This is a genomic window from Marinobacter sp. (assembly GCF_048266785.1).
In the GTDB taxonomy this organism is placed as follows: Bacteria; Pseudomonadota; Gammaproteobacteria; order Pseudomonadales; family Oleiphilaceae; genus Marinobacter.
On record NZ_JBLWYX010000018.1, the window covers coordinates 1 to 25,070 of the forward strand.

The window sequence follows — 25,070 nt, forward strand, 5'->3', positions numbered from 1 at the left end:
TCCTGGTCATCAGACACCTCACTTATGGTGGCGATATTACCACCTACGTTGGTGTCCGGAATCATTGAACCACTACATAGGGTTCTCTGCGACGGTTCGACGTATACCATTATAACCAGCAGCAGTGCTGACTCCAGGAGAGGAAAACCGAGCACCACGAAACTGCAAAAATAAATCTGTCCAGGTATCGGTCATTTGCAGGCAACACCCCGTTGGCATAATATGCCAATAGGGTCATTTATAGGGTACTTGCCATGGCTACGAGAAACATCGTACTCACCGACCACCAGTCCGAAGTGGTTGACCGCCTGGTTGCTTCAGGCCGTTATCAAAATGCCAGCGAAGTTCTAAGATCAGGTCTCAGGATGGTAGAAGAAGCAGAATCCGCCTACCTCACGAAAATGAATAAGCTAAGGGATGCCATCGATCAGGGGCAGCAAGACGTTGATTCGGGAAAGATCCGCCAATTCACCAGCGATGAGTTTGCGAATTACCTTTCAGACAGGACTACACAGATAGCCACAAAAGCCGAGGACGTCTGAACTCGATGCAACCATGGATGGTTACTCTCACAGATTCAGCTCTCGCAGATATCGATGACATTCTTGAAGCGACTCTGTTGGTGTTCGGCAGTATTCAACTCCACGCTATTCCGCCCAGTTCCAATTAGCGATTAGAGAACTTGAGGCCGGTGGCCCAGATGCTGCCCTGCTAAAAGATCGGTCAGATATACAATCAGGGATATTTACCTACCCTCTTTCCAGGGCAGGCAAGGGATCACCCCATCATTTTTACCTTCGCTTCCGGAGCGATGCTGATGTAAGAGAGGTCATTATTCTCAGGGTGCTGCACGAGAGAATGGACCCGGCAATCCACCTCTGATGTCGAGGAAAAATAAATCTGTCCCGGTTTTCCTGGTTATGGCTGAATACACTTGATGGTCTGAGTGATCATCTCATCCACATATCCAATTGCACTATTATGCGACGGTCGATACATTGTCGGGTGTGCACATTGATTTCTCACAGATAATTGACCGTCCATGATACGCAGCTCAGCTCTCTTTATGAATTTTACAACTTTAGCGACCTCAAGGAGTTGAGCTTCGGCATAGCTCTCTTTCAACTCTGCCAAGTCTTTAAAATTCCACTTTGGCCTTTCGCTGCGAATGTTTGCCTCGTGCTTCTGGTAGAGAGCATCAAAGAACACGTTAAAGTGTCCGGCCCAAGCCATTACAATAGCCGCTCTATATAATCCTTGCTCAAGGCACGTTATTGCTTCTTTGAAGTAATTCTGGACATCCACCGGGGCCCCGGAAAGACGTTTGCTTAGTGCCTCAAGATGAATGATCCGAGAGGAAGAAAGTTCGTGCTGAGACAGAACTTCATGGGCTGCTTTTTCAGCTAATCTAGATTTTCTGACAAGCGGAAGTATTTCCATGTTTAGTTATTCCCAGACAACAAATTATCCTTTAGTGCCTTGAATAGTTTCTCATAAACCTCAGCGTTATCCGTTTCAGGAAGGTGAAGCTGAATATTAATCGCAATTTGCGGTGGGGTCGTCAGGCCTGACAAATTTATTTCAGGGGGACGTGAATTGGGCTTTTCTTCCTGTTCCGTGGGAACTAATTTCGTAGCTGGGGCGCCGGTATCTTTGTTTTCTACCCCAGAGTCTTCTTTCTCAGCCATGGATTCATCTGATGGAGTCGCCACTTTGAGTGTGCCATCTAAATTCTCTAGCAAGCCTGCCTGAATGAGAATCTCAACAACAGTCCTTGAACCAGCCCTATTTTTACCGTTATTCCCTTGTCCAGAAACATACAAGATGTGAGCTGCAAGATCGTCTACACTCATCCCACCTTTTATGCGAACTACGGTAACGAGCTTTGAAACTTCCTCATTAGAGCTGACTGCATCACTCCAATTTTTTTTGGCATCTTGGACCTGGGAATGGTCTAACGCTCGCGCAAGTTTGATTCCTAAATCAGTAGACGATTTTGTCCTTCCGCCTTGAATGATAGAAATATCTGATAAGAATTTATTATTTCCACTAATGGCGAACTTATTCAAACCGGTCAGCTTCGCTAGTTCGTCGAGTGACGCACCTTTTGATGCATGTGAGTATCCTTTAATAATCTTAACAAGCTCGTCAAACGACGATGAAGGCAAATTAATCTTATCGGACATTTCCTACTCCATTATGTTATTTGGCTTAGGTCATAACGCCCGCATTTGCGGCTGGTTAGGAGCGTATCGAAAAACCAGTCCGGCAATATGCGTTTGTTAGCCCCTATTTTGGTTTTCGCCATGCTGATGATCGTCCAGCTTTTCCTGGAACTTGTTCAATTTCATTTCTATCTTTAAGGCGATAGAAAACATCTTTCATTGTATTTTCAGACTTTATACCAGTTAATTGGCGCGCAACTGCATTTGTTATTTCCTCGTGACCCTGCAAATACTCCATTACCATCTGTTCTGGTGAGGCTAACGACTCACGCCTCAAAATTACTAAAACCGAAGATTCTGTCTCTGTAATTTCAGGTTTCTTTAAGCGCAGTTTACTCATTGCTTCGAAAGCTGTTTTTAATCCTTCACCAACATCCTTGTTAGGAGGGTTTGGAAATTTGTTTATAAGACGTATAATTTTAGGGTTTCGCGCACTTTGATCATCGAGAATATTTGCGATCGTTATATGGCCAGGCAATCTCCCCGGACTCTCAATTTCAATTCTATTATCAAATATTCGAATATGAACATCTCTAGGGATACTATAGTCTCTATGTATAACAGCATTCGTAATAATTTCCTGTAAAGCCTCTTCCGGATATAAAACATTCTCCAAACCATCCGGACCAAGCTTTTGGATTTTCTCCACAATTTCTTTCACCCTATTTTTGGCTGACTCAATTAGAAGATATAGATGACCTTCTATTGTAATTGGATCAAACGCCAGGGTGTCTCGTTCGCCTTCCTCATTGGCTGTATAATAACGATAAACTTTTATAGCGGATCTTTTAGGAAGTATCGCTTGTGGTTCCTCTGCAAATAATAGGACGCCGGCGACTGTTGGCTTGCCATCAATCAACACAAGTTGGTTTCTCAACCAAGGATCAGGCTCTGACATAGGGACAACATCAATCATGAACCCCAAAGTCACAATTGAATTTGTTATATAGTCGCTAGGAATACTTAAAAGATCATCCTCAAATGTCGTTATACCTTTATCGTATTCGAGCCTCTTCAATGCTTCTGCTGAATCAATAGGCAGCTTTTGCGCACCTCTTCGTATATAAACTTTTCTATTGGATGCGCGTAGAATCTTGTTAGTTTTGTATATAGTTAAATGTAGAACCAAGCCTTGCTGATCATCCGCCTCATAAAATATAGCGCTATAATGATTTCCTAATGGAGAGAGTTCTTCGACTGTTTGAAGAATCGCATTTGCTTCTTCCATATCATTAAAGCCATTCCAGCACCTATCTTTTAACGTCAATATGTCATTTTCTTCAATTCCAATATATATTTCACCTGCACTCGTATTTGCAAAAGCTGATATCGTTTCCGTAAGTTTTGCCGGGCGAATATCTTTACTCTTTAGATCTAGAAAATGACCTTCATCTAAGTATTTAATTTTTTGAGCATCATCCGGTGTTATCTTTTTTATATCTATCATCAATTTTCCTTAGAACTTTAATCGAGCACCCGGAGTGCAAACAGTGGTTAGACAGCGCACTTCGTTATTACCGAAAAAATGACCGCGGCGAAACATGTATATTTCAATGCGGAAATTTTATATTCTTTATTAAAATCATATACCTATAAATACAAAACTCGTGTATCCCCCTGTGATAATTTGACGTCTTCGTTATTGCAATAAAGAAGCGCTGACAACGCCTTTCCCGTTTCGACGCCTGACTTTCTCCCAAGCAACAAACGTGCATTAGCGCTAATAGCCAAGCCTTCCGGATCGCCGTTGAAGCAGCGTGCACACAGGGTGATTGCTAGCAGAATAAGCGGTATTAAATACGAGAGATTGAAAAAATGCGGTATCGGTACTGAGGTATCCATCGGCCGTTATCCATAGCAGTTGGTGCTTCTGTAGCGTTTAACTACCGAAGATAGACCATCTCAGCACACTTTGTCTTCCGCCATTACAAAAATACATATCTTATATGGCACAAAAAAAGCTGTGCGGTAATCCCGCACAGCTTTCTGGTTTGCTCTCTTTCCAACCCAAAAACTTTTACGCCGCAGCTAGCACTGCTCCAATCGCCGCAACCACACCACCCAACACTCGGCCAAACCGGTTATCAGTTTTCTGCATCAAAGCACCAAGCCCCCGGCCCACAAACGTAAGCGCCAGTGTGGCAATGGAGAAGCCTGCCAGATAAGCCACCAGTGCCGCGCCTGCCGGCATTTCACTACCGTGGGCAAAGCCATGAAACACCATGAACGCCCCAACCAGTGAACCACCCACAGCAGTCGGCAGTTTGGCCATGGTGGCAATCAGAATACCTGCCAGCAGCACCGAGAGGGCGATACCGGTTTCCACGCCGGGCAGGCTCATTCCGCCCCAGGCAATGGCTGCACCGAGGATCATGCCGCCGATCACAAACAGCGGTGTGCTGTTTTTCAGGGTGGCGGACTGCCGCACACTCCAGAAGCCGATGGCGGCCATGGCCAGCAGGTGGTCCAGGCCCAGCATGGGGTGCAACAAGCCGCTGGTGAAGCCGGTTCCAGCGTCGTGGCCGGCGTGGGCGGAGGCGGCACTGGCGGTAACCATCAGGCCGGTGGCCATCAGTACTCGGGTGATTACTTTCATAATGTTTCTCCTGGTTTTCAATAGATTCTGTGCACCGGGCCTTCAGGCTGTTTCGGCGAGTTTTTCAGGGCGTCGTTCCGGCAACATCCCGCGCTCCAGAATAAAGCTGATAATGGTCTCCAGCCCTACTCCGTCATAAAGATTGGCAAACACAAATGGTCGCTCGCCGCGCATTTTTTTGGAGTCCCGCTCCATCACATCCAGTGAGGCATGCACGTATTCGGCGATGTCGATTTTATTGATGATCAGCAGGTCGGATTTGGTGATGCCGGGGCCGCCTTTGCGGGGGATCTTGTCGCCGGCGGATACGTCGATCACGTACAGGGTGAGATCAGACAGTTCCGGGCTGAAGGTGGCGGAGAGGTTGTCGCCACCGGATTCGACCATCACCAGTTCCAGGTTCGGGTGCCGGCTTTGCAGGTCGTCGATGGCCGCCAGGTTCATGGAGGCATCTTCGCGGATGGCGGTGTGCGGGCAGCCACCGGTTTCCACGCCGAGAATGCGGTCGGCTGGCAGGGCGTCGTGTTTGAGCAGGAAGTCGGCGTCTTCTCTTGTGTAGATGTCGTTGGTCACCACGGCTATGTCGTAGTGGTCTTTCAGGGCACTGCACAGCTGTCGCAACAGGGCGGTTTTGCCGGAGCCGACAGGGCCACCTACTCCAACTCTCAAACAATGTTTCATGGCGTGTTCTCCGTGTCTCTTGTAATCAGCGTTTGTTCTTCAGCTTCTGAAAAGCCGCGAATACTGGGTTTCGTGTAAGGCGCTGCCGAGGGCCAGGCCGGGCAGTATCGGGCCAAGCTCTTCGTCGTCCCGCTGCAGGGCGGCTTCCACAGCCGTTACCAATAGCGGGCGCATGTATTCAGTGATGCGCTGGGCTGCGGTGTGGCCAAGGGGCAGCGCTTTGCAGGCAACCGCCAGTTGGTTTTCCAGCCAGGCCCAGGCGAAGCCGAGTAAGGTCTGGCGCTCGGGTACATTCCGGTGATGGGCTACCCAGGCGAACATGGTGATGTAGCCGGGTTCCTGCGGGATCAGGCTTGCATCCGGCAGCAGGCCGAGGTTGCGCAGCAGGGTGACCAGGGCAGCGCCAAGGCGGGAGTCTTCATCACTCAGTTCTGCGGTTTCCCGGGTGGCATGCAGCCAGTTGTTCCACTGTGCAATCGCCTCTGTATCGTCGGCGGCCCAGGCTGTTTGCAAACGCACCAGCAAAGGCAACTCGCAGCGGCTCAGGCCATCTTCAAGAACGCCTTCCAGCCATTCCTGCAAGTCTGCTTCGTTATTTACCCAACCTAGCTCAAAGGCACTTTCCAGCCCCTGCGACCAGGCAAAGGCGCCGATGGGCAGCGCAGGGCTGACGAGCTGCATCAAACCGAGCAGCGCCAGGTCGTTCGTTGCGCCGGCAGGGGCATTAATGGGCGTGAGCATGGCCATGCCCGTGATGACCAGAAGCGTGCCCGGCCTGCGCGTAGGCGCCCGGTTCGGGATCAAAGGGCGCTGTGTGGCGAACAAGCACAGCGCCCAGCCGTTCGGCCAGTTCTTCCAGAACGTGGTCGGGCGGAAAGCGAATCCAGCTGCCCTGTTTATCTTCACCGATGGCGAGGGAAACGTGGCGGTTGCCAAGGTGATAGCACAGGCGGGCCAGCGGCAGGCCGGCTTCTATGCGGGCGGTTACCACGGGCTCTTCCGCTGCGCGGACCCGGATGATCTCGCCGGTTCTGGCTTGCAGCAGGTCGCCGTCTCGCAATACCGGGCCGCGATCCAGAAACAGGCCAACGTCCTGACTGGTTTCGGTGGTGGTTCGCAACCGGCCCCGCATGCGCAGTTCGTAGGGCAAAGTCAGGTTGTCGTGGATTTCGGCGGTTTCCACGTTGGTGATGCGTTTAATCAGTTCCAGCATACGATTCTCCGGTTTTCGGCTCAGAACAGGTGGTAGCGCTGGGCCAGTGGCAATTCAGAGGCCGGCTCACAGGTAAGCAGTTCGCCGTCTGCGTGCACTTCGTAGGTTTGCGGGTCTACGGTGATGTGCGGGCAGGCGTCGTTCAGTTTCATATCGCTCTTGCGAATTTGTCGCACACCGGTGCAGGCAGAGAGCGGGCTGTCCAGACCCAGCTCTTTGCCAATGCCGGCATCCAGCGCGGCCTTGCTGACAAAGGTCAGGCGGGTGGCACTGGCGGCTTTGCCAAAGGCACCGAACATGAGGCGGTAGTGCACCGGCTGCGGCGTGGGGATTGAGGCGTTTGGATCACCCATGGGTGCAGCGGCGATCATGCCTCCCTTGAGGATGCAGGCGGGTTTTACACCAAAAAACGCCGGGTTCCAGAGCACCAGATCCGCCAGTTTGCCCACTTCCACAGACCCCACATCGTGGGCGATGCCGTGGGTGATGGCGGAGTTGATGGTGTACTTGGCGATGTAGCGTTTGGCGCGGAAGTTGTCGGCGCCCAGGCTTTCATCTTCCGGCAGCAGGCCGCGCTGCACTTTCATCTTGTGGGCGGTTTGCCAGGTGCGGCAGATCACCTCCCCTACCCGGCCCATGGCCTGTGAGTCGGAAGAGATCATGGAGATCACGCCCATGTCGTGAAGGATATCCTCAGCCGCGATGGTCTCCCGGCGTATACGGGAATCGGCGAAGGCCACATCTTCCGGGATGTTGGGATCCAGGTGGTGGCACACCATCAGCATATCCAGATGCTCGTCGATGGTGTTTACGGTGTAGGGCCGCGTGGGGTTGGTGGAAGATGGCAGCACGTAGTCTTTGGAGCAGGCGGTGATGATATCCGGCGCGTGGCCACCTCCGGCACCTTCGGTGTGGAAGGTGTGAATGCAGCGGCCTTTGAACGCGGCCAGGGTATCTTCCACAAAGCCGGATTCGTTCAGGGTATCGGTATGGATGGCCACCTGTACGTCGTACTGCTCCGCCACTGCAAGGCAGTTGTCGATGCTGGCCGGGGTGGTGCCCCAGTCTTCGTGGAGTTTCAGGCCGATGGCACCTGCTTTTATCTGCAGCTCCAGAGCTTCGGGCAGGCTGGCGTTGCCTTTGCCCAGAAAACCGATGTTCATGGGCAGGCTGTCCACCGCCTGCAGCATTTTACCCATGTGCCAGGCACCGGGGGTGCAGGTGGTTGCGTTGGTGCCGGTTGCCGGGCCAGTGCCGCCGCCAAGCATGGTGGTAATGCCACTCATCAGGGCTTCTTCCACCTGTTGCGGGCAGATGAAATGGATGTGGGGGTCAACACCGCCCGCAGTCAGTATTTTGCCTTCGCCGGCGATGATTTCGGTGCCCGGGCCTATAACAATGTCCACGCCTGGCTGAGTGTCCGGGTTGCCGGCTTTGCCGATGGCGGCGATGCGACCTTTCTGCAGGCCGACGTCGGCTTTTACGATGCCCCACCAATCCAGAATCAGGGCATTGGTGATCACTGTGTCCATCACGGCATCATCGGCGCGCTGGCTCTGGCCCATGCCATCGCGGATGACTTTGCCGCCGCCGAATTTTACTTCCTCACCGTAGTGGGTGTGATCTTTCTCAATCTCAATCCACAGCTCGGTGTCGCCCAGCCGCACGCGATCACCCACGGTGGGGCCGTACATGTCGGCGTAGGCTTGCCTTGTTATTTTCATGCTATCCCTCATTTGTTGGCTTGGGTGCAGGAGCAAGCGGGAATGACTTTCCAAAACACGCTCCTTGCGGCACATCCATGTGACGCTTGGGCTCCGCCATCCATGGCTCCGCACAGTTTTGGAAAGTCATTCCCACTCGCTCCTCTCAGTCCTCAGCTAGCCGTTCAACTTACCCATGACGTCACCCCGGAAACCGTAGATTTCACGGTTGCCTGCAAAGGGAATCAGTGTGGCCTGGCGTACCTGGCCCGGCTCGAAACGAATGGCCGTGCCGGCGGCTATGTCCAGTCGGCAGCCTTTTGCCTGTTCACGGTCGAAGATCAGAGCGGGATTCGCCTCGGCGAAGTGGTAATGGGAGCCGATCTGCACCGGGCGGTCGCCGGTGTTGGCCACCTCCAGCGTGATGCGCGGGCGACCAGCGCAGAGTTCGATATCGCCATCTTTGAGCTTGTATTCACCGGGAATCATAAACAGCCTCCTTTAAAGGCCGATGAGAAGCGTTGGCGAGGCAGCCGATGCAAGGCAAAAGAAGGCGAAAAAGCGCAGTTTATGCATGTATAAATGAGCATTTTGAGCCTTCTTTTAACGCCGCAGCGGCAACGCAGGTAGCTTCTCATTGGCCTTTCAAACAATGGGGTTGTGGACGGTGACCAGCTTGGTGCCGTCCGGGAAGGTGGCTTCCACCTGCACTTCCGGGATCATGTCGGCGATGCCATCCATGACGTCGTCGCGAGTCAGAATCTCCGCGCCGCTGCTCATCAGCTCCGCGACGGAGTGGCCTGCTCTGGCGCCTTCCATGATTTCAGCGCTGATCAGGGCGATGGCTTCCGGGTAGTTCAGTTTCAGGCCCCGGGCTTTGCGACGTTCGGCCAGCAGACCGGCGGTGAACAGCATCAGTTTGTCTTTGTCTCTGGGCGTCAATTCCATGGTTTATCACTCCGCTATGCGCATGTTGTTCAGGTCAGCCAGATTCGGGGAACGCTGGCAGGCTGGCCGGTGAGTTCTGGCCTGAGTAGCTCCCAGGCTTGTTGGCAAAGCGCCCAGGCTTCGTTTCTTTCCTGCCCCAGATAGCGCAGCAGCAAAACGCCACGGCGCCGGGTGACGGCCCATCGCGGGTTCGCTGGCAGGGCTTCCCGCAGCGCTTCAATAGCGCCAGGCTCATCTTCAAGGCCAACAACCCACAGGGTGGCCTGCACGGTAGCGCCGCCCTGGCCCCAATGGCCTTTGAACCGGGGATGTGTGGGGTCCATAAGCTGGCGCTCAAGCCATAAAGGGCTGCCGTCCATCGACAAGCGGAAACGCTGTTCCAAGTGGCCGGAGACAAACGGCAAATTGCTGGCCGGGCGGCCGAGGGCGAGGATTTCCCAGCCCAGGCATTTGGCACCGGTTTGCAGTTCGACGGTGGTGGTTTGCTCGCCCCGGGAGCCGTCGAAGGCGAGGGTTTCCTGGGGTAGGTATTCAAGGATGCCGTTTTTTGCCACCTGCAAACGGGTGTGCTGCCCCCAGGCAACGCCGTGACTATCTGCTTTGTAGAGCTTGGCAGCGGCAGGCGTGGTTAGCAGCACATGGGCGCCCTCTCCCACCGAGGCCTCGATGCGAAGCTCGTCGCCGCTGACCAGCCCGCCGGGCGGGTGCAACAGGTAAACGTGACAGCAGCCGTTTCGTCCTTCCGGATAGAACGGCCGCTGCACTCTTAACGGGCCATGGTGTTTTCGGTGCGCCAGACGGGTAACCGGTTTGCTCTCTTCCCCCCTTTCCACTTCCGCTCGTGCTTCAAAGCCAAGAGACAAGCCGGCGGCCCAGCGGCGCTCCAGATCGAATCGGTGTCCCGAGTCCTGATCTGGTTGGCGGCACTGTTCTACCTGCTGGAAGGCCGTCATACCGTGAGGTGCTTCTTGATAAGCTCATCGGTCAGGCCGGCAATTTCGCCTTCGGCAACGCGGCGGCCCCGGTCGAGGATGGCGAAGCGGTGGGCGTATTTGCGGGCAAAGGGCAGCTTTTGTTCCACCAGCAACACGGTGAGGCCGTCTTCCTTGATCAGCTTGCGGATAACCTCGCCAATCTGGGCGACGATGTTGGGCTGAATGCCTTCCCCCGGTTCGTCGAGGATCAGCAGGCGAGGTTCAATCACCAGCGCACGGCCAATGGCCAGTTGTTGCTGCTGGCCGCCGGAAAGGTCGCCGCCCCGGCGGTGGCGCATTTCCCTCAGTACCGGAAACAGTTCGTACACCCGCTCGGGGATTATCTTGCTGCCGTCTTTGCGCACGGCCAGGCCAGTGCGGAGGTTTTCTTCCACAGTCAGCAACGGGAAAATCTGCCGGCCCTGGGGCACGTAGCCAATGCCGAGGCGGGAACGGTCTTCTATTTTCTTTTGGGTAAGCTCCACGGTCTGGGCGAACGCGAGGGAACCGCTTTTCACGCTTTCCTCGCCCATGATGCATTTCATCAGCGTGGTTTTGCCCACGCCGTTGCGGCCCATCACGCAAGTACACTGGCCCTGGGGCACGTCCAGTTCCAGGTCCCAAAGGGTGTGGCTCTCGCCATAATATTGGTTAAGTTTGTCGATCCTGAGCATCGCGCTTTCAGTAGGCATCACGCCTCCTCCCCGAGGTACACCTTGATCACGTCCGGGTGATTTGACACCTGGTCCATGGAGCCTTCCGCCAGCACGCTGCCCTGGTGCAAAACGGTCACTTTGCGGGCGATGGAGCGCACGAAGCCCATGTCGTGTTCGACCACTACCACCGATTGCTTGCCCGCAAGGCTGGTGAGCAGTTCGGCGGTGCGTTCCATTTCCTGTTCGGTCATACCGGCCACCGGCTCATCCACCAACAACAGGCGTGGCTTCTGCATCAGCAACATGCCGATTTCCAGCCACTGTTTCTGGCCGTGGGAGAGGATGCCGGCCAGGGCCTGGCGCAGCTCCTTGAGCCCGATCATTTCCAGCACTTCATCGATGCGATCCCGGTATTCCGGTGTCATCAGGGCAGTCAGCGTCGGGAACACCCGCTTGTCCGCCGCCATGGCCAGCTCCAGGTTTTCAAAGACCGTAAGGGCTTCGAATACGGTGGGCTTCTGGAACTTGCGACCAATGCCGAGGGAGGCGATGTCTGGCTCGCTCAGGGTGAGCAGGTTGTGGCGGCTGCCAAACCACACCGAGCCGCTGTCCGGGCGGGTTTTGCCGGTAATGATGTCCATCATGGTGGTTTTGCCGGCGCCGTTAGGGCCGATGATGCAGCGCAGTTCACCGTCGTCGATGGTGAGGTTGAGATTGTTGATGGCCTTGAAACCGTCAAAGCTCACGTTCACATCTTCCAGATACAGAATGGGGCCGTGCCGCACGTCCACAGGAGACTGTGCCGGCGCAAGAAATTCAAATACCCGTTCCCGATTGGTCAGTTCCTGAAGAATGCTCATGCGGTAGCCTCCTGCGCTGGGGGCGTGTTACTGGCGTCGCTGGACTTCCGTGGTTTGAACAAGAGGCCGGCAATGCCTTTGGGCAGGAACACAGTCACCAGAACAAACAGGCCACCGAGAGCAAACAACCAGGCGTCTGGCATGATGCCGGTGAACACCGTTTTGCCGTAGTTCACCAATATCGCCCCAATGACGGCGCCGTATAACGTGGCGCGGCCACCCAGTGCCACCCAGACCACTACTTCGATGGAGAACAGCGGCGAGAATTCGCTGGGGTTGATGATGCCCACCTGGGGCACATACAGCGCACCCGCCACACCAGCCAGCATGGCTGAGACAACAAACACGAACAGTTGCACCCGTTCCACGCGGTAGCCAAGGAAGCGTGTGCGTGCCTCGGCATCCCTGCAGGCAACACTCACGCGGCCCAGTTTGCTGGTCACAATGCCGCGGCAGACAAGGTAACCCATGGCCAGCGCAATGCCGGTGGCGATGAACAGCCCAAGCCGGGTGGCATCGGTGCGCAGATCAAAGCCGAGCATGTCCTTGAAATCAGTCAGGCCGTTGTTGCCGCCAAGGCCCATCTCATTGCGGAAGAAGGCCAGCATCAGCGCAAAGGTCAGCGCCTGCGTGATGATAGACAGGTATACCCCGGTCACCCGTGAGCGAAAGGCCAGGAAGCCAAACACCAGGGCAAGAATCCCCGGCGCCAGCAGAACCATCACAAAGGCGAACCAGGCCATGTCGAAACCTAGCCAGTACCAGGGCAGTTCCTGCCAGTTCAGGAACACCATGAAATCCGGCAGCACCGGGTCGCCGTAGACGCCGCGATCGCCAATCTGGCGCATCAGGTACATGCCCATGGCGTAGCCACCCAGGGCAAAGAAAGCGCCGTGGCCCAAGCTGAGGATACCGAGGTAGCCCCACACCAGATCCACCGCCACCGCCAGCAACGCGTAGCACAGATACTTGCCCAGCAGCGTAATGGTGTAGGCGCTTACGTACAGGGCGCTGTCCTGCGGCATGAACACATGCAGCACACTGACAATCGCCAGGGAGGCGAAGAGCACGCCCAGGAAAATTCGAGTGGAACGTTCCTGCAAGGGTCTCATTAACCACATACCTTAACCCTCTGCCGCACGGCCCTTCTGGGGAAAGAGTCCCCGGGGGCGTTTCTGAATGAACAGGATGATGAAAACCAGCACCATGATCTTGGCGAGTACTGCACCGGCCCAAGGTTCCAGAAGCTGGTTGATGGTGCCCAGCGTCATACCCGCCAGCAGGGTGCCCCAGAGATTACCCACGCCGCCGAACACCACCACCATGAAGGAATCGATGATGTAGGCCTGGCCCAGGTTGGGCCCGACGTTGGTGATCTGGGAGAGCGCTACGCCGGCCAGGCCCGCTACACCGGAACCAAGCGCAAAGGTGAGGATGTCCACTTTCGTAGCCTTGATACCCATGGAACGGGCCATGGCCCGGTTCTGGGTAACGGCGCGCACTTCCAGCCCAAGGCGGGTCTTACGCATGATCAGCATCAGGCCCGCGAACACCACCAGCGCAAAGCCGATCACGTACAGGCGGTTAAGTGTTAAAGACAGCGCTTCGTTGATCATCAGCGAACCGCTCATCCAGTCCGGCGTGATCACGGTGCGGTTGAGCGGTGAGATCACGGTGCGCACAAGCTGCTGCAGAATCAGGCTGACACCGAAGGTGGCCAGCAGGGTTTCCAGCGGTCGGCCTTTCAGATGCTGGATCACGGTGCGCTCTATCGCGATGCCCGCCAGTGCCGCCACCAGAAAACCCGCAGGGATGGACAGGATCAATGCCAGGCCGGGCTGGCCCGGCAGTAATTGCTGCATGCCCCAAGTGGTATAGGCACCCAGCATGATCAGTTCGCCATGGGCCATGTTGATGACGCCCATCACGCCGAAGGTGATGGCAAGGCCAATGGCGGCCAGCATCAGTACCGAGCCGAGCGACAATCCGAAGTACAGAGTCTCGGCGGCGCGGTTCAATTTCAGCTTCTGTTCAATGCTTGCCATGGCTTTAGTGGCTGCAGCTACCAGCGCAGTATCGTCGCTGCGCATGGCTTGTTGCAGGGCAGCGCGGGCTTCCGAGTTAAGGCTGCCGGAGAGGGTCGCCACAGCAGCAACGTCGCCCTGCTCTTCCACGTTATAGATGGCCAGAGCTTCGGTGAGTGCAGCCTGAACCGATTCACTTTCTTCGGTCTTTATCAGTTCCGGCAGGCGCTCAGCCAGAGTGCCGCTCACGCTGCCCTTGAGGGCGCGAGCGGCGGACAAACGGTTACCCTCATCCGGGCTCTTCAGATCAATCACCGACAGGATGCCTTCAATCTCATTGCGCAAGGCGTTGTTGACGCGAATGGTGTCGATGTCGCGGCGGGACATTTCACCGAGGTTTTCGCCAGTGAGTGCGCTTTCAATGGTCCAGTCCCGGCCCCGGTTTTCCAGCACGATGATAAATTGCCCGCTCGATTCAATACGAGCCAGCTTGTTGCTGGAGAAAGATTCGAGCCAGCCCCGGGCGCGCTCATCGCCACTGCTTGCGATGCGGTTAACAACGTCTTTCTTCACCGCAAATGAAGCTTCCGCCAGTTCGGTGAGCAGTTGTTGCGCTTCGGTGTCTTCTACCTGCGCCTGCGAAAGGCCGGGCCAAAGCAAAAGGCAGGCGAAGAGCAGATGGCTGAGCAGTCTGTAAATGCCCATGGTTGCATCCTGTCCTGGTGAATAAGGGGTTCAGCGAGAAATGCCGTGTTAAAAAAGCGGACGAGGAAAAAACCTCGCCCGCGAAACGGTAAAGTCCGCTTCAAACGTTACTCGGCAGCAGCTTTCGCCTGGCCACCGCAGGTGCCGGAAACCACATTGAAGTTTCCGCAGAACAGCGGCTTGCGCCAGTCACTGATCAGATCTTTGGAACCCGGCAGGAAATCAGACCAGGCGTCGCCCGCCACGGTAGACGGCGTTTCCCAGACCACGGAGAACTGGCCGTTGTCCTGAATCTCGCCAATCAGCACCGGCTTGGTGATGTGGTGGTTAGGCATCATGGTGGCGTAACCACCGGTGAGGTTGGGAACGGCTACGCCGATGATGGCGTCTTTCACGGCGTCCACATCCGCCGTGCCGGCCTTCTTGACCGCTTCAATGTACATATTGAAGCCGATGTAGTGCGCTTCCATCGGATCGTTGGTAACGGCATCTTCGTTACCGGAATAGTCAACCCAAGCGTCGATGAAATCGTAGTTGGCGTCACTCTCCACGCTCATGAAGTAGTTCCAGGCCGCCAGATGCCCCACCAGAGGGCCAGTGTCTATACCAGACAGTTCCTGCTCACCCACGGAGAAGGCAACCACTGGAATATCTGCAGCGTCGATACCCTGATTGCCAAGCTCACGGTAGAACGGAACGTTGGCGTCGCCGTTGATCGTTGAAACCACGGCGGTCTTCTTGCCAGCGCTGCCAAACGTCTTAATGTCAGAAACAATGGCCTGCCAGTTGGAATGACCAAACGGCGTGTAGTTGATCATGATGTCTGCAGCGGCCACGCCTTTGTCCTTGAGGTAGGTCTCGAGGATCTTGTTGGTGGTGCGCGGGTAGACGTAGTCGGTACCGGCCAGCACCCAGCGCTCAACGCCGATGTCGTTCATCAGGTAGTCAACCGCCGGGATCGCCTGCTGGTTGGGCGCTGCACCGGTATAGAACACGTTCTCGGAGGATTCTTCACCCTCGTACTGAACCGGATAAAACAACAAGCCGTTGAGTTCTTCTATCACCGGCAATACGGATTTGCGGGAAACCGAGGTCCAGTTACCGAAGATCACGTCGACTTTTTCTTTTGCCAGCAGCTCACGGGCCTTTTCGGCAAACAGCGGCCAGTTGGAGGCAGGATCCACAACAACCGGTTCGAGCGGACGGCCCAGCACACCGCCGGCTTCGTTCTGCTTTTCGATCAGCATCAACATGGTGTCTTTCAGGGTGGACTCACTGATCGCCATGGTGCCAGAGAGGGAGTGCAGAATGCCGACCCTGATAGGATCTTCCGCTGCAACGGAGTTGAAAGAGATGGAAAGTGCCAGTGTAGAGAGGCCCAGCTTCACGTATTGTTTGATGCTCATTTCATCATCCTTTGCATTCTAGTGGGTTGCGCGGTTCGTCAGTAACGCAACCCTTCATTGCATGGGCCGTTCCAGACTTAAAAAACCCCGTTATAATTCAGCTGGTTAATAGATAAACCCAAGACGCTTCTCGGCGCACACCAGACAGCGGCGGACCCAAAACTGTGCAGGCGAAAGAGCGACGCTCAGCTATGGTGCAAACGGGTTGGAGAGCGGGGTGAAGAGAGACGGTGAGGCGGGCTGTATTGAAGTGGCTGAGTGTGAGACCCTTTCACACATTCGTGGCTCTTCGCTCAAGAGCCTGGTTAACCTTCAGGGAATCCCGACACCATGCAAACTCTGCCAACCTACACAACCCTGCGCTCGGTGCGGCAACTGACAGCGCTGCTCATGCTGGCGTTTCTTCTAACCGGTTGCGGCATTAACAACATTCCCACCTACGACGAAAACGTGAAAGCCGCTTGGTCGCAGGTTGAAAATCAGTATCAGCGCCGCGCTGATCTGGTGCCTAACCTGGTTGAAACCGTAAAAGGCTTTGCTGCCCAGGAAAAAGAGACACTGACGGCCGTCATCGAGGCGCGCTCCAAGGCGACTTCCATTCAAGTTGACGAGAGCATTCTGAATAACCCCCAGAAGCTCCAACAATTTCAACAGGCTCAGGGAGAACTCAGCAGCGCATTGAGCCGATTGATGGCGGTTTCCGAACGCTACCCGGATTTGAAATCGAACCAGAACTTCCTGGCGCTGCAATCACAGCTCGAAGGTACTGAAAACCGGATATCCGTGGCCCGGCGCGATTTTATTCAGGCGGTAGAACGCTACAACACCGAAATCCGCACCTTCCCCGGTAAAATCTGGCACAGCATTCTGTACAGCGATATGGAGGTGCGTGAAACCTTCGAGGCCACCGCAGAAAACGCCGACGAAGCTCCCAAGGTGACGTTTTAAATGCAGCTTCCTTCGCGCCAATCTTTGTTCCGCTCTTTGTTCTACCCCATTGCGGCTTTCCTTGCCCTGATCGTGTTGCCGGTATCAGCGGCCCTGGCTCAGTCCACCCCGGAGTTCCCGGAGCTGAGTGGCCGCGTGGTGGACAAGGCCGGGATGCTGAGCCCAGCCACCGAATCCCGGATTACCCAGATGCTCCAGGCCCACGAACAGGCAACCACGGAACAGGTTGTCGTGGTTACAGTGCCGGATCTCCAGGGCTACGCCATAGAAGATTACGGGTATCAGCTAGGCCGGCATTGGGGCATAGGCCAGAAAGGCGAGGACAACGGCGCTCTGCTGATCGTTGCCCAGCAAGAACGCAAAATCCGGATTGAAGTGGGCTATGGCCTGGAAGGCCGTCTCACCGATGCGGCCTCAGCCACTATTATCAATCAGATTATGACGCCTGCATTCAAGCAGGGGCAGTTTGAAGAGGGTATTGGAAACGGTGTCGCCGCCATGGTGCAAGTTTTGGGTGGCGAACCTTTGGCCGTGCCGAATCGAACTGCTGACGGGCCCCAGGAAAAGCCGAATCTCTCGCTGGTGTCGCTGTTTTTCCTGATCATAATGGCCGTGATTTACTTCATTGGTGGCGGCCGGGGTCGTGGCGGGCGTACTGGCGCTGCACTACTGGGTGGTGCGTTGCTTGGCGCAAGCATGGGTGGCCGTGGCGGCGGCTTCGGTGGTGGTGGTTTTGGCGGCGGAGGCGGTGGCTTCGGCGGCGGAGGTGCCTCCGGTGGCTGGTAACGACGCGACTTTCATCGGTAGAACAGCCCTCAACCCATCAAAAAGCGATACCCCATGACATTATTGAACAAGCAAGATCAGGAACAGGTCGCGGCCGCCATCAGTGCGGTTGAGCAGGAAACAGACGCTGAGATGGTCACCGTGCTGACGGCGCAGGCCGACAATTACGCCTATATCCCCCTACTCTGGGCCGGGCTCATTGCGCTTTTGGTGCCTGGCATCATCAATTACTTTACCGGCTGGCTGGCCGCAGACATGTTGCTGCTCGGTCAGTGGGGTGTGTTTATCCTGCTCAGCCTTGTGTTCCGGATACCCGGTATCAATACGCGGTTAATCCCTCGTTCCGTGCGCTACTGGCGCGCCTCCAACCTGGCCCGGCGCCAGTTTCTGGAGCAGAACCTGCACCACACGGCCGGTGCCACTGGCATGTTGATCTTCGTTTCTGAGGCCGAGCGTTATGTCGAGATTCTGGTGGATCGGGGTATATCCAGCCAAATAGACAATGACGTCTGGGAAGACATCATTGCGGCTTTCACCGAGCAGGTAAAACGGGGTAGGACGCTGCAGGGCTTTATGACCTGCATCGAAGCCTGTGGCATGCACCTGAAAGCCAAGGTGCCAGCCACTCACCAAAAAGATGAACTGCCAAACCACCTGGTTATATTGTCCTGAGGGCTCCTGAAGTTGCGCATCGGGAGCCGGGACAATTGCCCCGGGTTTGGCGCCCGGTAAACCGTTACAAGATAGCCATCGGCCAATCGATTTTCTGTTTGAAATCAACTAAGCTCGACGTCCCTCTCCTTTTTTAGCGGGAGTGCATTTTTCGACTGGGTTATCGCCTGATTCATCAAGGAAAATTACAATGAAAAAAATCACTTTGAATACGCTGGCACTAGGCATTTCGCTGGCTTTGGCCAGCACAGCGTTTGCGTCTGACTTTACCGATATGGACCCGGTCACTCTGCGTTTGGCACACGTGGTCAACGAGCAGGATGGCTTTCATATTGCCGCCGTCAAATTTCAGGATTTGGTCGCAGAGCGTACCGAAGGTGTGGTGAGCATTGAGCTTTATCCCAACGCCTCACTGGGTGACGAGCGCACCTTGCTGGAAGGTATGCAGATCGGCACCGTCGATATGGGCGTGATCACCAACGGTCCGGTGGCCAACTTTGTCGAAGAAATGGCGGTTTTCGAGCTGCCGTTTTTGTTTCCTTCACCGCAAGCAGCTTACGCCGTGCTCGACGGGCCTATCGGCCAGGAACTGCTCGATAAGCTCTCCGAGGTTAACCTGAAAGGCCTGGCTTATGCAGAACGCGGCTTTCGCAACCTGACCAACAGCGAGCGCCCGGTCAACACGCCCGAAGATCTGGATGGCCTGCGCATTCGTGTGATGGAAAACCCGGTGTATGTAGACACCTTCCGGGCATTAGGTGCCAACGCCATTCCAATGGCGTGGACGGAAGCCCTGACAGCCATGCAGCAAGGCACCATTGACGGGCAAGAAAATCCGGTCAACGTGGTCCACTCCTTCAAGCTCAATGAAACTCAGAATTATATGACTCTCTCGCGGCATACTTATGCCCCGGCAATCTTCGTTATGGGCATGCCCGCCTGGAACAAGCTTCCGGAAGCTGCTCAGGACGTGTTGCAGCAAGCCGCCCAGGAAGCCGCTGAGCATGAGCGCCAGGTAAACGCCGAAATGGAATCCAAGCAACTGGCGGAACTGCGGGCAGCTGGCATGCAAATCAACGATGAACCGAATATGGAAGCCTTCCAGTCTGCAGTAGAGCCGGTGTACGAACAGTACGGCAAACAGTTCGGCGATTACCTGCCACGCATTCAGGAGGCGCTCAAGTAAGTGACGACAGCAACTCAATCGCTGCTGAAGCCGCTAAAGCGAATTGAGCGCGGGCTGGATGCAATCCTCCAGCCCGTGGTCTTCGCTGCCATGGCGGCGCTGATTGGGGTGATTACCCTGCAGATTGTCTCCCGGGTGTTATTCAGCGCGGTCGGCTGGACCGAAGAGGTCAGCCGCTTTCTGTTGGTATGGATCACCTTTTTGGCAGGCACCCTGGCTTTTCAGCGTGGCCGGCATATCGCTGTAACCTTTGCCGTGGATGCCCTACCCGTGCGTGTGCGACAAGCCGCGCGTATTGCCGCCACGCTGGCAGTGCTGGCCTTTCTGGTGGCACTGGTGGTGATCGGCTATCGCTATATGCAAGTCCAGAGCTTTCAGAAATCCGCCTCATTGCGACTTTCCATGACCTACGTTTATGCCGTGATTCCGCTGACAGCGGCCTTGATGAGCTGGTATGCCTTGGTCGATTTATTGGAGCTACTGGTGGATGGCGAACGCGTTGAGGATTCTGCGCCATGACACTGCTTCTGTTCGGGCTGTTCTTCGGGCTCATGCTGCTGGGCGTACCCATTGCCCTGGCGATAGGTGCCAGTACCATGGTCGCGCTGAGCCAGGCCGGGGTGCCGCTGATGGTGGTCACCCAGCAGATGTTTCAGGGCATCAATTCGTTTGCCCTGGTGGCTATTCCCATGTTCATTCTGGCCGGCGACTTGATGGCGCAGGGCAAGGTGAGCGAAAGGCTGGTCAACTTTGCAGACTCCCTGTTCGGCTTTCTACGCGGTGGCTTGTCGTTAGTCTCGGTGATGGCGGGGATGTTCTTTGCCGCGATCTCAGGCTCCGGGGCGGCAACTACCGCCGCGGTGGGATCAAGCCTGGTGCCAGAATTACGCAAAAAGGGCTATGACCCGGCGTCCGCCGCCAGCCTGATTGCCGCAAGCGGCACGCTCGGGGTGGTGATCCCGCCTTCCGTGCCCATGATCATCTATGCCGTAATTGCCCAGCAATCGGTAACCGAGCTGTTCCTGAACGGCTTTTTGCCGGGGCTGGCCATGGGGTTGGGCTTGATGGCGATTGCCATTACCCAGGCCTACAAGCGCCAGTACCCCAAAGGCACACCGCTCTCCCTGGCCACCATCTGGCGCACGCTGAAAAGCGCCAGTTGGGGATTGATGACCCCGGTAATCATTCTGGGGGGTATATTTTCGGGCATCTTCACACCCAGCGAGGCGGCTGTGGTAGCGGTCAACTACGCGCTGCTAGTGTCGCTATTCATCTACCGGGATCTCAAGCTGGGCGATGTGTATCGCATCCTGATTCGCTCGGCCATTACCACTTCAGTCATCATGCTGGTCATCGCCACCTCGGCAGTGCTGAGCTGGACACTCTCCAGTTGGCAGGTGCCTGGCGCCATTGCTCAAGCCGTGCTGTCCATGTCTAGCAACCCCTACGTCATCATGCTGCTGGTGGTCGGAATAATCCTGCTCACTGGCGTGTTCATCGAAACCGCCAGCGCCTTGATCATCCTGACACCCGTTTTGCTGCCACTGGTACTCCAGTTGGGAATCGACCCGATTCATTTCGGCATCGTCATCGTTGTGGGATTGGCAATCGGCATGATCACCCCGCCAGTGGCAATTAACCTTTACGTGGCTTCCTCAATCACGCAACTGCCTCTGGAAAGGATCACACGGGCAATCGTTCCGTACTTGCTGACCTTGATCAGTGTCCTTTTATTGGTCGTATATGTTCCGATTCTCGTCGGTTGGTCCGGGAGTTAGATACCGAATCCTTGAGTCTGAATATCGTAAACCAGCCTGTTCCGGTCTTTTACACAAAGGTTGAGATATACAGAGCTTCAACCTTGTCCCGGGCCCACTGTGTCTTGCGTAGAAACTTCAACGCAGACTTGATTGACGGGTCGTTTTTAAAACATTTTATGTCGATTCGTTGGGCCAACCCTTCCCAGCCATAGTGTTCCTGAAGGCTTGTCACAACTCTCTCAAGCGTAAGCCCGTGTAAGGGGTTATTCGGTTGTTCGTTACTCATGTTTTTAATACACCACTATTCATAGTTTAGGCCGGGACCGACCAGGAGGGCAGTCGGGATTTTACAGGCTTTCGATATAAGCAACCATCCGCTTGCGCAACGCCTCATCGGGCAGCGCGCCCATTGCGCCACCCATATTGTCGATCATGTGGCGGGCTTTGCTGGTCGCGGGCGTAGCAGCTGTCACCACGGGGTGTGAAAGCACGAATTTCAGGAAGAACTGGGCCCAGGAGTGGGCATCAAATTCTGCCGCCCACTCCGGCAGTTCCTTGCCTTTCACCTTATCCCACAGGCGGGCGCGGCCAAACGGCGCGTATATCAGCACTGCGATGCCTTTGTCCTTGGCCAATGGCAAAATGCGCTTTTCCATGGTCAGGTTGTCGACGGCGTAATCAACGCCAATGAAATCAATGGGTTCGTTTTTCATTACCGTTTCCAGGCCTTCGTATTGGCGCTGGAAGGTGGTTGTCACCCCGATGTAGCGCACCCGGCCCTCGGTCCGAAGCTCCTTTAACAAGCCAAGCTGGTTGGGAATGTCCGCCATGTTGTGCACTTGGATCAGGTCAATGGGATTTTTGCCGATCCGCTCAAAGGAAGTTTCTACCTGGGCCCGGGCGTCGTCCATGTTAGCGGTACGGCCACCCCAGCCGGCTACGTTCAGTTTGGTCGCCCAGAATAACTTGTCGACGATGCCCAGTTCGTTGGCGATTTTCCCGGCGACTTCCTCAGACGCCCCGTAGCTTGGAGCCGTGTCAAATACCGAACCGCCCTCTTTGACCAGTGCAGCCAGCACTTCCCGCAAGGCCTCGAAATCCTCGCGTCGGGCGGTGCTGGAGAAGCTGGCAGAGCTGCCCAGGCCGACACCCGGCAGGCGCTCGCCTGTGGAAGGGATGGGGCGGGTGATCAGCTCCAGTTTGCGATCTTCTGCCCACAGAAGGCCAGGCCGCATAGTAAGGCTGATGCCGGCCGCCAGGGCGAGTTTGAGATAGGTGCGACGGGATATCATGATGGTATTCTCCTTTCCTGTTCTGCACTGGTTGTCTCATGAGCCAGCGCCTTTTGTTTCTGGGATCGGCCAAGCCAGAAGGCAAGAGCCGCCCACATCAGGGCAAGCGGAACAGCAACAGCGGCGACGCCCGCCAGGCCCATTCCCAAACGAGCCAGAAGGCCTTCGGTTTGCGCGCCCACCACATCACCAGAGCGATAAACAAAGGTATCGATAAACGCCTTGGCTTTGTATTTTTCCTCGCGACTGGCAACGGTATACAGGGTTTCCCGGGCAGGGCGCATCAGCGCACGCTGCACGGCCCTGAAGGTGGCTTCAAACACCACAAGAGCGGCAAAAGACCCCACCATCGCAAGGCCGATAAAGCCCAGCGCAGCCGTCAGCGGGAGCAGTGCCAGAGTGATCGCTACCCCAAGCCGTCTCATCAGATGGCCTGCCACCAGCGCCTGCATCACCAGAGTGGCAATTTGGGTAATCAGATCAATTCGGGCAAACAGCGTGGTACGCAGGTCGGTACCTTCTCCCATGGCTGCCACCATATGCAGCCGGGTGAAGTAGATGAAGGTGGCCATCACGGCAAGAATCACCACATAGGCGGCAATGCCCATCAGGTAACGGGAACGGCACACCGCCCGCAACCCCTCCCAGGCACTGCCGCCAATGCGCGCACGCTCGTCCACGGGGAGCGGGTCTTCCGGGCTTCGCCGTTGTGACGGCGAATGGGGCTGCAGGCGGATAAGAACCAGGGCGGCAACCAGCGCCAGAACCAGAAAGCCGGTGGCCACCAACAGCAGCGCCGGTGTGCCCAGGGGCTGGGCCAGACGCCCCGCTAACCAGGGCCCGAAAATGGCGCCCAAGGTGCCTCCAACCGCAATCAAACCGAAGAACCGTTTGCCCTGCTCAAACGAAAAGCGATCCGCCATCAGCGCCCAAAACACCATGGTCACAAACAGATTGAACACGCTGAACCACACGTAAAACACCTGGCCGGTGGTTACACCGATCACATTGGGTGTCAGCGTCATCAAGCCGTAGAAAACCAGCAGGCTGACACTGAAAAACAGATAAGTTGCAGAGATGAACATACGCCGGGGCAATTTACTGACCAGCCAGCCAAACACCGGATTAACGGCCAGAGTAACCACTGCGGTGCCAATGAACAGCCAACGAACCGTGTCAATGCCGCCCTGAATGCCCAGCGCCTCCCGGGCGGGCCGCAGCACCATCAGCGCGGTCAGCACACAGAAAAAATACAACACCGCCACACACACCGGCAGGATTTCATGTCGCTGAAGATTAAAGGCGTTCTGAAACGGGTGGCGCATGGGAGGGATCCTGATATGGGAGGGCAGTAACCTCTTTTCCCACCTTAGACCAGGGAGAGCACAGTGCAAACCATCACTGCCGGGTTAACCACCCATTCGGGATCTTCAAACTCACCAGCTACCAGTTGAATCACCACTATCCCTTAATATCCTACATAAGAAAATGAATCCTGCTGGGCCTGTCCATGTGTGCCCCTTTAAGGTCCAGAATGTCTATATGTATAGCCAAAGATGACTTTTTTCGCACAATGGTTAAACTTAGAGACCACCCACCAGAACGGACGCTAATACAGCATGGGCAGCACACTCCCCCTTTATCTCAAAATTCAACAACACCTGCTGGAGAAAATCCAGAGTGGCGAGTGGCTCCCTCAACATCAGATTCCTCCTGAAGAGCAGTTAGCCCGCGATTTCGGCGTAAGCCGCATGACCGCCAATAAGGCGATCCGCGATCTGGTCCAGCAGGGATATCTGGTTCGCCAAGCGGGTGTTGGCACTTTTGTGACTGACCATAAAGCGGAATCGTCACTGGTCGAAGTGCACAACATTGCTGACGAAATCCGCAGTCGTGGGCACGAACACGATTGCGTGGTGGTGGTTGCCGAAGCCCGCAATGCCGACGATGAAGTCTCCATGCGCCTGGGCGTGCGCCTGGATACCGCGGTTTTTCATACCCTGATTCTGCATCGCGAAAATGGCGTTCCTATTCAGCTAGAAGACCGCTACGTCAACCCCCGGCACGTGCCGCACTATCTGAACACCGATTTTCACCAACACACTCCCAATGAAGTTCTGGTATCCGCCTGCCCGATCACCGATGTGGAACATGTTGTCGAGGCGGTGCTGGTGGACAGCGCAACCGCAACACTTCTGGACATCACTGTGCAGGACCCCTGCCTGCAACTGATTCGCCGCACCTGGTCAGGAGACCAGTTGATCAGCTACGCACGCCTGACCCACCCCGGCGACCGCTACAAACTGCGCTCTTCACTGCATACTTCAGGCTGACGATCAACATCACGCCACTTGTATATACATAACACCCCCTACAAAACAACTCTGTAATTAGACTTTAGTCTAATTATTTTCATCTTAATCCTTGGATAGCTC

At 55.5% G+C, this 25,070-nt stretch carries 27 protein-coding genes; 8 read left to right on the forward strand and 19 right to left on the reverse strand.

Annotated features, from left to right (window positions below):
* The first annotated feature begins 254 nt into the window (after window positions 1-254).
* Window positions 255-542 carry a type II toxin-antitoxin system ParD family antitoxin gene (locus ACN0V1_RS18235; RefSeq protein ID WP_417546360.1) on the forward strand — a complete coding sequence of 96 codons (288 nt, stop codon included), beginning with the start codon at window positions 255-257 and terminating at the stop codon, window positions 540-542.
* A 376-nt stretch (window positions 543-918) separates the two neighbouring features.
* Here the strand turns inward: ACN0V1_RS18235 and ACN0V1_RS18240 are convergent, their stop codons facing one another.
* From ACN0V1_RS18240 to urtA, 16 genes are all read right to left on the reverse strand, one after another.
* Window positions 919-1,440: a hypothetical protein gene (locus ACN0V1_RS18240; protein ID WP_417546361.1), complete on the reverse strand. Its 522-nt coding sequence runs from the start codon at window positions 1,438-1,440 to the stop codon at window positions 919-921.
* 2 nt (window positions 1,441-1,442) lie between these two features.
* A complete protein-coding gene (locus tag ACN0V1_RS18245; protein ID WP_417546362.1) occupies window positions 1,443-2,186 on the reverse strand; it encodes a hypothetical protein in 744 nt (247 codons plus the stop codon).
* A 103-nt stretch (window positions 2,187-2,289) separates the two neighbouring features.
* Window positions 2,290-3,672: an ATP-binding protein gene (locus ACN0V1_RS18250; RefSeq protein WP_417546363.1), complete on the reverse strand. Its 1,383-nt coding sequence runs from the start codon at window positions 3,670-3,672 to the stop codon at window positions 2,290-2,292.
* Between the two features lie 570 nt (window positions 3,673-4,242).
* Window positions 4,243-4,821 carry a HupE/UreJ family protein gene (locus ACN0V1_RS18255; RefSeq protein ID WP_417546364.1) on the reverse strand — a complete coding sequence of 193 codons (579 nt, stop codon included), beginning with the start codon at window positions 4,819-4,821 and terminating at the stop codon, window positions 4,243-4,245.
* Between the two features lie 42 nt (window positions 4,822-4,863).
* Entirely contained in the window at window positions 4,864-5,502 is a 639-nt protein-coding gene (gene ureG / locus ACN0V1_RS18260) for an urease accessory protein UreG (RefSeq protein ID WP_417546365.1), read from the reverse strand.
* Between the two features lie 39 nt (window positions 5,503-5,541).
* The gene (locus ACN0V1_RS18265) at window positions 5,542-6,243 is read right to left on the reverse strand and encodes an urease accessory protein UreF (protein WP_417546366.1); all 702 of its coding nucleotides are present in this window, start codon (window positions 6,241-6,243) and stop codon (window positions 5,542-5,544) included.
* Window positions 6,227-6,715, reverse strand: a complete 489-nt coding sequence (gene ureE / locus ACN0V1_RS18270; RefSeq protein ID WP_417546367.1) for an urease accessory protein UreE — start codon at window positions 6,713-6,715, stop codon at window positions 6,227-6,229. The genes ACN0V1_RS18265 and ureE overlap by 17 nt, the downstream gene beginning before the upstream one ends.
* A 20-nt stretch (window positions 6,716-6,735) precedes the next feature.
* Window positions 6,736-8,439 (reverse strand): urease subunit alpha, encoded by a 1,704-nt coding sequence (gene ureC / locus ACN0V1_RS18275; RefSeq protein ID WP_417546368.1) that lies wholly within the window; start codon window positions 8,437-8,439, stop codon window positions 6,736-6,738.
* A 156-nt stretch (window positions 8,440-8,595) separates the two neighbouring features.
* Complete coding sequence (locus tag ACN0V1_RS18280) at window positions 8,596-8,907, reverse strand: urease subunit beta (protein ID WP_417546369.1); 312 nt, start codon at window positions 8,905-8,907, stop codon at window positions 8,596-8,598.
* A gap of 156 nt (window positions 8,908-9,063) precedes the next feature.
* Window positions 9,064-9,366, reverse strand: coding sequence for an urease subunit gamma (ureA, locus tag ACN0V1_RS18285; protein ID WP_292274427.1), 303 nt, complete (start codon window positions 9,364-9,366; stop codon window positions 9,064-9,066).
* Window positions 9,367-9,395: 29 nt separating this feature from the next.
* Entirely contained in the window at window positions 9,396-10,319 is a 924-nt protein-coding gene (locus ACN0V1_RS18290) for an urease accessory protein UreD (RefSeq protein WP_417546370.1), read from the reverse strand.
* Window positions 10,316-11,014: an urea ABC transporter ATP-binding subunit UrtE gene (urtE, locus tag ACN0V1_RS18295; RefSeq protein ID WP_417546422.1), complete on the reverse strand. Its 699-nt coding sequence runs from the start codon at window positions 11,012-11,014 to the stop codon at window positions 10,316-10,318. Before urtE ends, ACN0V1_RS18290 begins: the two co-directional genes overlap by 4 nt.
* A 17-nt stretch (window positions 11,015-11,031) precedes the next feature.
* Entirely contained in the window at window positions 11,032-11,856 is an 825-nt protein-coding gene (urtD, locus tag ACN0V1_RS18300) for an urea ABC transporter ATP-binding protein UrtD (RefSeq protein WP_417546371.1), read from the reverse strand.
* The gene (gene urtC / locus ACN0V1_RS18305) at window positions 11,853-12,977 is read right to left on the reverse strand and encodes an urea ABC transporter permease subunit UrtC (protein WP_417546372.1); all 1,125 of its coding nucleotides are present in this window, start codon (window positions 12,975-12,977) and stop codon (window positions 11,853-11,855) included. Before urtC ends, urtD begins: the two co-directional genes overlap by 4 nt.
* A gap of 3 nt (window positions 12,978-12,980) precedes the next feature.
* On the reverse strand, window positions 12,981-14,585 hold the full coding sequence (urtB, locus tag ACN0V1_RS18310; protein ID WP_417546373.1) for an urea ABC transporter permease subunit UrtB: 1,605 nt from the start codon (window positions 14,583-14,585) through the stop codon (window positions 12,981-12,983).
* A gap of 107 nt (window positions 14,586-14,692) precedes the next feature.
* Window positions 14,693-15,991 (reverse strand): urea ABC transporter substrate-binding protein, encoded by a 1,299-nt coding sequence (gene urtA / locus ACN0V1_RS18315; RefSeq protein ID WP_417546374.1) that lies wholly within the window; start codon window positions 15,989-15,991, stop codon window positions 14,693-14,695.
* A gap of 390 nt (window positions 15,992-16,381) precedes the next feature.
* Here urtA and ACN0V1_RS18320 point away from each other — a divergent pair, with 390 nt between their 5' ends.
* The 6 genes from ACN0V1_RS18320 (at window position 16,382) to ACN0V1_RS18345 (ending at window position 21,361) form a co-directional block, all read left to right on the forward strand.
* On the forward strand, window positions 16,382-16,939 hold the full coding sequence (locus ACN0V1_RS18320; RefSeq protein ID WP_417546423.1) for a LemA family protein: 558 nt from the start codon (window positions 16,382-16,384) through the stop codon (window positions 16,937-16,939).
* On the forward strand, window positions 16,940-17,725 hold the full coding sequence (locus tag ACN0V1_RS18325; RefSeq protein ID WP_417546375.1) for a TPM domain-containing protein: 786 nt from the start codon (window positions 16,940-16,942) through the stop codon (window positions 17,723-17,725).
* Between the two features lie 54 nt (window positions 17,726-17,779).
* Entirely contained in the window at window positions 17,780-18,397 is a 618-nt protein-coding gene (locus ACN0V1_RS18330) for a TPM domain-containing protein (protein ID WP_417546376.1), read from the forward strand.
* 190 nt (window positions 18,398-18,587) lie between these two features.
* Complete coding sequence (locus ACN0V1_RS18335) at window positions 18,588-19,583, forward strand: TRAP transporter substrate-binding protein (RefSeq protein WP_417546377.1); 996 nt, start codon at window positions 18,588-18,590, stop codon at window positions 19,581-19,583.
* Window positions 19,584-20,102: a TRAP transporter small permease gene (locus ACN0V1_RS18340; RefSeq protein WP_417546378.1), complete on the forward strand. Its 519-nt coding sequence runs from the start codon at window positions 19,584-19,586 to the stop codon at window positions 20,100-20,102. It abuts the gene before it with no gap.
* The gene (locus tag ACN0V1_RS18345; protein ID WP_417546379.1) at window positions 20,099-21,361 is read left to right on the forward strand and encodes a TRAP transporter large permease; all 1,263 of its coding nucleotides are present in this window, start codon (window positions 20,099-20,101) and stop codon (window positions 21,359-21,361) included. The genes ACN0V1_RS18340 and ACN0V1_RS18345 overlap by 4 nt, the downstream gene beginning before the upstream one ends.
* Window positions 21,362-21,410: 49 nt before the next feature.
* On the opposite strand, the gene ACN0V1_RS18350 is transcribed toward ACN0V1_RS18345, so the two are convergent.
* The 3 genes from ACN0V1_RS18350 to ACN0V1_RS18360 all read right to left on the reverse strand — a co-directional run bounded on the left by ACN0V1_RS18350 (window position 21,411) and on the right by ACN0V1_RS18360 (window position 23,960).
* Window positions 21,411-21,629, reverse strand: coding sequence for a VF530 family DNA-binding protein (locus ACN0V1_RS18350; protein WP_417546380.1), 219 nt, complete (start codon window positions 21,627-21,629; stop codon window positions 21,411-21,413).
* 61 nt (window positions 21,630-21,690) lie between these two features.
* On the reverse strand, window positions 21,691-22,635 hold the full coding sequence (locus tag ACN0V1_RS18355; protein ID WP_417546381.1) for an aldo/keto reductase: 945 nt from the start codon (window positions 22,633-22,635) through the stop codon (window positions 21,691-21,693).
* Complete coding sequence (locus ACN0V1_RS18360) at window positions 22,632-23,960, reverse strand: NTP/NDP exchange transporter (RefSeq protein ID WP_417546382.1); 1,329 nt, start codon at window positions 23,958-23,960, stop codon at window positions 22,632-22,634. The genes ACN0V1_RS18355 and ACN0V1_RS18360 overlap by 4 nt, the downstream gene beginning before the upstream one ends.
* Before the next feature lie 294 nt (window positions 23,961-24,254).
* On the opposite strand from ACN0V1_RS18360, the gene hutC reads away from it, so the two are divergent.
* Window positions 24,255-24,968 (forward strand): histidine utilization repressor, encoded by a 714-nt coding sequence (hutC, locus tag ACN0V1_RS18365; RefSeq protein ID WP_417546383.1) that lies wholly within the window; start codon window positions 24,255-24,257, stop codon window positions 24,966-24,968.
* The last annotated feature ends 102 nt before the right edge of the window (window positions 24,969-25,070 follow it).